Genomic DNA, 6,396 nt, shown 5'->3' with positions numbered 1-6,396 from the left:
GTCGGATGACCGTTGGAATTGCCGTCCGGGATGCGGGTCAGGGTGAAGCCCTCGCCCAGCGCGCGGCGGACGATCCCGAAGCCGAAGGCCGAGGCCCAATAGGCGTCCGCCTCCTCGCGCGGCATGATGCCGTCCTCCGTCCAGGTCGTCTCGCCGTCATAGCCGACCTCGAACATCACGCCCCCATCTCCATTCGGGCCGATACCGGCGCGGATGCGGACCTTGCCCTGCGCATTGTGGCTCGCCGTCCGGTCGGGATCGAACACGCGCCACATCCGGTAATCGTCGGACCGGGCGCGCGGTTCGGCGCTGTCCGGGCCGTAGAAGACCGCATGGCCGCTGAGCTGGAGCGTGGACGGGTTGAGCCAGTCGTCTCCACCGGCCGCCTCGGCCGCGCGTTCGAGAATCGCGCGCGCATCGGGCGCCGGTTCATCCTGCGCGAGCGCCGGCGCGGCGAAGAGAAAAAGCAACAGTCCGATCCAGTAGCGCATGGCCGTCATCCTCCCGCTCCCGCTTTTTGCCGGAATCGTCCGGCCTGTCAAAATTTGTCCGGACATATTTGCATTTCCCGCGCCGCGCGATAGCCTGTAGGGACGGTTCGGGGAGGAACGACGATGCGCATCATTCCGACGATGGCGATACTGGCGGGCGCCGCCGCACCGGCCGGCGCGCAGGATCTGGCCGATCTCCTGCCCGGCACCTATGCCAATACCGAACAGGTCTATTTCCAGGGCGAGGCGGGCGAACCGCAGGACCGCTGGATCAGCCTGCGGTTCAGCGCGGGCGCCGACGGCGGCATGATGCTGCATTCGATCGATCCGTTCGGCCAGCCGCTCTACGGCGAAGAGGGCCAGCCGGTGACGATCGAACCGCGCGGTGAATTGACGGCGCTGACCGCCGGCGACTGCACCCGGCTGATGCGGCCCGAGGGCGAGGATTTCGTGCTGGCGGCGAGCGAAGGCGATTGCGACGACCTGCCCGTCCGCATGGAGCGGGTCGGCGCGTCCGGCATGAGTTTCAGCTGGCCCGACGGGCGGATGATGGAGATGCGCCGGGCCCGCCCGGTCTCCTGCTGGATATCGGTGCGCAGGACCGATCCGGTGCCCGAGGGCGAAAGCGAATGGACGTTCGATGCCAATCTCACCATGCACGATCAGGGCGGCCGCATCCGCGCGGGCGGCGGCGACAGCGGCGCGCCGGTCGCGATCGTCCGGATGCGCAACGTGGTCTGGCCGCCGCCGACCCGCAACCGGCCGAGCCTTGTGCTCTACGTCCACACCGAAGACGAGCCCGACCGCGCGGTCTCCTATAGCTGGGCCGATCCGAGCGCCGAGCGGATCGGCATCAACTTGCGCTGGATGCAGGCGAGCTGCACGGTGCAGCAAACCGAGGAAGGACCGGACGCATGAGCGAAAGACGCGCGGAAATCACCCAACATGGCGGGCCCGAGGTCATCACCTGGCAGGATGTCGATCTCGGCGATCCGGGCGAAGGCGAAGTGCGGATGCGCAACAAGGCGGTCGGCCTCAACATGATCGACACCTATCACCGCAAGGGCATCTATCCGGTCGAGCTGCCGACCGGGCTCGGGCTCGAGGCGGCCGGCACCGTCGAGGCGGTCGGGCCGGGCGTCAGCAATTTGAAGGAAGGCGACCGCGTCGTCACCTTCGGGCCGCAGCTTGGCGCATACTCCACGGCGCGGACCATGCCCGCCGACCGGCTTTTCGCGATTCCGGACGGCGTGGCGGACGATGTCGCGGCGGCGGCCTTCCTCAAGGGCTGCACGACCGAATTCCTCGTCGAGCGCTGCGGCAGGGTCGAAAGCGGCTGGCCGGTGCTCGTCCATGCCGCGGCCGGCGGCACCGGGCAGTTGCTCGTCCAATGGCTCAAACATATCGGCGCCGAGGTCATCGGCACGACGAGCAGCGCGGAAAAAGCGGAAAAGGCGAAGGCGGCGGGCGCCGATCATGTGATCCTCTATACCGAGGAGGAGGTCGCGCCCCGGGTCCGCGAGATCACCGGCGGCGCGGGCGTGCGCGTCGTGTTCGACGGCGTCGGCAAGGCGACCTGGGAAGCCTCGCTCGACTCGCTCGGCCGGCGCGGGCTGCAGGTCAGCTTCGGCAATGCGAGCGCGCCGGTCGGCGAGACCAATCTCGGCATCCTCGCGCAGAAGGGATCGCTGTTCACGACCCGGCCGACTTTGTTCGACTATTATGCGGACCCGGCCGAGGCCCGGGCGGGCGCGGCGCGGCTCTTCTCGCTGCTCGCGGATGGCGTGCTGACGGTCGATATCGGCCAGACCTATCCGCTGGAGGAGGCCGCGCAGGCGCATCGCGATCTCGAAGCGCGCAAGACGACCGGCTCGACCGTTCTCCTCCCCTGATGGCGCATATCGATCCGCTTGCGCCCGACCAGCTGCCCGATGGGCTGCGCGAGCGGCTGGCCGCAGCGGAAGAGCGGATGGGCTTCGCCTCGAACGACATCCTGACGATGGCGCGCTGGCCGGACCTGCTCGGCGCGCTCGAAGGGCTGATCGGGACGATCTACGGTTCCGCGGAAGTCGATCTCGGCCTCAAGCGGATGATGGCGATGGTCGCGAGCAGTGCGGCCGGATGCCGCTATTGCGAGGCGCATACCGCGCATGGCGCGGCGCGGATGTCGGGCGTCGATGGCGAGAAGGTCGCCGCGGTCTGGGACTATCGGACGAGCGCGCTGTTCTCGGACGCCGAACGCGCCGCGCTCGACCTCGCCTTCGCCGCCGGGCAGACGCCCAACGCGGCGACCGAAGACCATTTCGCCGCGCTGCGCGCGCATTGGAGCGAGCGCCAGATCGTCGAGATGGTCGCGACGATCGCGCTGTTCGGCTTTCTCAACCGCTGGAACGACACGCTGGCGACCCCGCTCGAGGACGCGCCGCTCGGCCATGCGCTGGAGAATTTCGGCGGCGACTGGTCGGCGGGGAAGCACGGTTCTGAATAGATAGAGCCGTCACCCCGGACTTGATCCGGGGTCCAGGGCCAGGTGCGATATCGCCTGCCGCTCTGGATTCCGGATCAAGTCCGGAATGACGAAATGTCACCAGATCTTGCCGCCGATCCATGCGCCGGCGGCAGGGAGGAAGGGGCGGATTTCGACGCTTTGCCAGATATCGGCGCCGGCATAGGGGTCGCGGTCCAAGAGCTCCCGCGCCTCCGCTTCGCTTTCTGCGTCGAAGACCAGCATCGAGCCGATCGTATTGCCGTCTTCGTCGCGCACCGGGCCGGCGACGCGGATCCTGTCCATGATGCTCTCGATATGCGCGAAATGGGCTTGCGCAAGCTCCTTGCGCAGCCGTTGCGGCTCCGGCCCCGGATGGTCGGTGCACCAGGCGATATAGGCGGGTTGCGGCGCGGCCTTGGTCATGTTCCCGTCTCCACCAGTTCGAGCAGTTCGCCGGCCGGGCCGATCACGGTCGCGGCGCGGCGGCCGTCATAGAGCGGGCCCTGGCGGGCCGCCGGCGGCGCAATCCAGTCGCAGTCCAGCGCGTCGAGACTGTCGGCGGCCAAGGTCACCATCGCATTGCCGGGCGGCAGCATCGCCTCGTGCCGCGCGCGCGGCGTCGCCTCGGCCGGATAATCGTCGACCTCGACGATCGGCAGCCGGCCGTTCTGGACCATGGTGAGGTCCGACTGGGTGCCCGGCGGCGCGCCGAACGCGTCGTTTATCATCGTATATTCAAGCGTATAGGTATCGCCCTCGTCGAGGCCGAGCGTCTCGCAATACCAGGCGACGGTCGCTGCCCTGTCGGGCGTCGCGAGGATGACGATGAAGATATGATCGGTGAGCGACCCGGCATGCGGCAAGTCCGAAGACGGTGTATTCTCGCGCACCTCGTTCAGATAGATCATCTCCTTGCCGCGCCCCGTGACCTGCATCGGCACGAAATAGGGCAGCCCTTCCAGCTCCTTGGGCGGGCCGACGATGGTGAAGCCGCTGCCCGCGAGCCGGCCCGGCCAGCCGAACACGTCCTGCACGGTGAGCTCATAGGCCGCCCAGCCATAGGTGCGGGTCGGCCTGAAATCGGGATGGTCGGGCTGCTCGACGAGGCGGAGGAAGCAGGGCGCGCCGCTTTGCGGTTGCAGGACCGCCATCGGCTGCCCCGCGCTCGCGGGCACGCCCCAGCTCGCGGCGAGATCGTCGGAGAGCGGACCGCGTTCGATGAGCTTCAGGCCGAGCGTCCCCTCATAATCGGCCAACGCCATGTCAAGATCGGGCGTCGTGACGACCCCGCCGAGAATGGATCCGCGTTTCACGTCGCTCTCCCAGCCTCTCTTCCACAGACCGTTAGTCCTGAGCCTGTCGAAGGGCGCTTCTCCGCCGATAGACGCCCTTCGACAGGCTCAGGGCTAACGGTATTTGCTGGTAAATGACTCAAAACTGCGCCTTTCGCTTCTCAAGAAAGGCGCTGACACCTTCCTCGAAGTCCGCGCCTTCGAACGCGGCATCGAATTGCGCGGCGGTCTCCGCATCGTCGTCCGCCTGCCCGTCGAGGATACGGCGGACGATCGCCTTGCTCATCCGCTGGCTGTGCGGCGAGACCGACGCCATCGTTTCGGCGAGGGCCGCCGCCTCTTCATGCGGGTCATCGGCAAGGACAGTCACGAGCCCGATCCGCTGCGCTTCCTCGGCCGAGAGCAATTGCCCGGTGAAGAGGATGCGCTTCGCCTGGGCCGGCCCGACCAGATCGACGAGCAGCTTGGTATCGTGGAGCGAATAGACGAGGCCGAGCTTCGCCGGCGTGATCCCGAAGCGCGCCCTGGGCCCGGCGACCCGCATGTCGCAGGCGATGGCGATTCCGCAGCCGCCGCCGATGCAATCCTGGTCGATGACCGCGATCGTCGGCTTGGGCGCACGGGCGAGATCGTGCTGGACCGCGCGGATCGCGGCCTGGTTCTTCGCCCGCCATTCCGGGTCCCTGGCGCCGGCCGCGAACTCGCCGATATCGGCACCCGCGCTGAACGCGCTGTCCCGCGCGCTGGCATGGACGAGGAGCACGCGGACAGCCTCGTCGCCCATCGCTTCGGCGAGCAGCTCGGGGAACAGCTCCCACATCTCCTGCGTGAAGGCGTTGCGCTTGTCCGGCCGGTCGATCAGCAAGCGGGCGATCCGGCCCTGTTTTTCGAGGCGGAGCGTCATGCGGGCTCCACCCGCGCAAAATGCTGCGCGATCGCGTGGCGCGTCGTCACCCAGACGTCCGAATGCGCGCGGACATGCCGGAAGAATTCCTCGAGCGCCCAGATGCGCCCGGGCCGTCCGATGATGCGCAAATGCAGGCCGAGGCTCATCATCTTGGGATTGCCCGCCTCGCCCTCGCGATAGATCTGGTCGAAATTGGCCTTGGCGTAATCGAGCCATTGATGCGGGGTCAGCGCCGGGTCGGTCCACATCTTCATGTCGTTGCTGTCGAGCTGGTACGGCACGATCACCAGCGGCTTTTCGGGCACGGTCTCGCGGTCCCAGTACGGCACGTCGCCCGAATAATCGTCCATATGATAGGCGAAGCCCTCCTCGATCAGCAGGCGGCGGGTTTCGTCGGTATGGAAATAGCGCGACAGCCAGCCATAGGGGCGCACGCCGACCGTCTTCTCGATCGAGGCCACCGCCTTGCGGATGAATGCGCGTTCCGCCTCTTCGTCGAGCTTGAACTGGTGAACCCAGCGCCAGCCATGGCTGACGGGCTCGTGGCCGAGTTCGGCGATGGCTTCGGCGATCTCGGGATGATTTTCGAGGCTCAGCGCGGCGACCGTCCAGCTCGCCATGATATCATATTCGCGCAGCAGCTTGACGATGCGCGGGGCGCCGGCCTTGATGCCGTAGAGATAGTTGCTTTCATTGCCGTAATTGCGGATCGGCGCGCGGATATGGATGCCGAGCTCGTCGACCGGCTCCATCCCCTTGTCGCCGCGCGCGACGGTCATTTCGGACCCTTCCTCGACATTGACGACGACGCTCAGCGCCATCTTCGCCCCGTCCGGCCAGTCGATCCGTTCTTCCTGCATCGTCTTCACACCTTTTCCGTTATCGCGACGGGCGTCCAGCGCTGGGCGCGGCGGTCGAGGCGCGCATCCAGCAATTCGCCGTCCAGGTCCATCGGCGCGGCCTGGGCGAGAAAGGCCGCGCTATCCTCAAGACACCCGACATGGATCACCCCGCGCATATCGTCGGCGATTTCGCTGACCGCCGCCATCAGGACACCGCATGTCGCGCAGACGAGGAAATCCGCCGTCTCGGTGCCGAACCGGTAGCGGGTGACCGGCCCCACCATCCGGATGTCCGCCCGGCCTTCGGGATCCGACGTCCAGGACGCGTTCTGCTTGCGGCAATAGCTGCACTGGCAGGTCCGCGCGCCGAGATCGG

At 67.3% G+C, this 6,396-nt stretch carries 9 protein-coding genes; 3 read left to right on the top strand and 6 right to left on the bottom strand.

Annotated elements, in window-relative coordinates; genetic code table 11:
- A partial coding sequence (locus tag ACTS1X_RS00980) for a hypothetical protein (RefSeq protein WP_442612518.1) occupies positions 1 to 500 on the bottom strand: 500 nt, incomplete at its 3' end.
- A 114-nt stretch (positions 501 to 614) separates the two neighbouring features.
- Between ACTS1X_RS00980 and ACTS1X_RS00975 the strand changes: the two genes are divergently transcribed.
- From ACTS1X_RS00975 to ACTS1X_RS00965, 3 genes are read left to right on the top strand one after another with little or no spacing between them, the layout of a single operon-like run.
- Complete coding sequence (locus tag ACTS1X_RS00975; RefSeq protein ID WP_442612517.1) at positions 615 to 1,409, top strand: hypothetical protein; 795 nt, start codon at positions 615 to 617, stop codon at positions 1,407 to 1,409.
- A complete protein-coding gene (locus ACTS1X_RS00970; protein ID WP_442612516.1) occupies positions 1,406 to 2,383 on the top strand; it encodes a quinone oxidoreductase family protein in 978 nt (325 codons plus the stop codon). Before ACTS1X_RS00975 ends, ACTS1X_RS00970 begins: the two co-directional genes overlap by 4 nt.
- Positions 2,383 to 2,979 carry a carboxymuconolactone decarboxylase family protein gene (locus ACTS1X_RS00965; RefSeq protein WP_442612515.1) on the top strand — a complete coding sequence of 199 codons (597 nt, stop codon included), beginning with the start codon at positions 2,383 to 2,385 and terminating at the stop codon, positions 2,977 to 2,979. The genes ACTS1X_RS00970 and ACTS1X_RS00965 overlap by 1 nt, the downstream gene beginning before the upstream one ends.
- A gap of 96 nt (positions 2,980 to 3,075) precedes the next feature.
- Here ACTS1X_RS00965 and ACTS1X_RS00960 read toward each other — a convergent pair whose 3' ends face one another.
- The 5 genes from ACTS1X_RS00960 to ACTS1X_RS00940 form a co-directional block, all read right to left on the bottom strand.
- Positions 3,076 to 3,402, bottom strand: coding sequence for a YciI family protein (locus ACTS1X_RS00960; protein ID WP_442612514.1), 327 nt, complete (start codon positions 3,400 to 3,402; stop codon positions 3,076 to 3,078).
- Positions 3,399 to 4,292, bottom strand: coding sequence for a VOC family protein (locus ACTS1X_RS00955; protein WP_442612513.1), 894 nt, complete (start codon positions 4,290 to 4,292; stop codon positions 3,399 to 3,401). Before ACTS1X_RS00955 ends, ACTS1X_RS00960 begins: the two co-directional genes overlap by 4 nt.
- A gap of 118 nt (positions 4,293 to 4,410) precedes the next feature.
- Positions 4,411 to 5,175, bottom strand: a complete 765-nt coding sequence (locus ACTS1X_RS00950; protein ID WP_442612512.1) for an enoyl-CoA hydratase/isomerase family protein — start codon at positions 5,173 to 5,175, stop codon at positions 4,411 to 4,413.
- Positions 5,172 to 6,038, bottom strand: a complete 867-nt coding sequence (locus ACTS1X_RS00945; RefSeq protein ID WP_442612519.1) for a polysaccharide deacetylase family protein — start codon at positions 6,036 to 6,038, stop codon at positions 5,172 to 5,174. The genes ACTS1X_RS00950 and ACTS1X_RS00945 overlap by 4 nt, the downstream gene beginning before the upstream one ends.
- A gap of 5 nt (positions 6,039 to 6,043) precedes the next feature.
- Positions 6,044 to 6,396: hypothetical protein (locus ACTS1X_RS00940; RefSeq protein WP_442612511.1), on the bottom strand; the 353-nt coding region annotated here is incomplete at its 5' end.

Origin of the sequence: Parasphingopyxis sp., assembly GCF_052168275.1 — a bacterium.
GTDB lineage: Bacteria > Pseudomonadota > Alphaproteobacteria > Sphingomonadales > Sphingomonadaceae > Parasphingopyxis.
The sequence above is the reverse complement of the archived record's forward strand: the minus strand, read 5'-3'. Positions and strand labels throughout refer to the sequence as shown.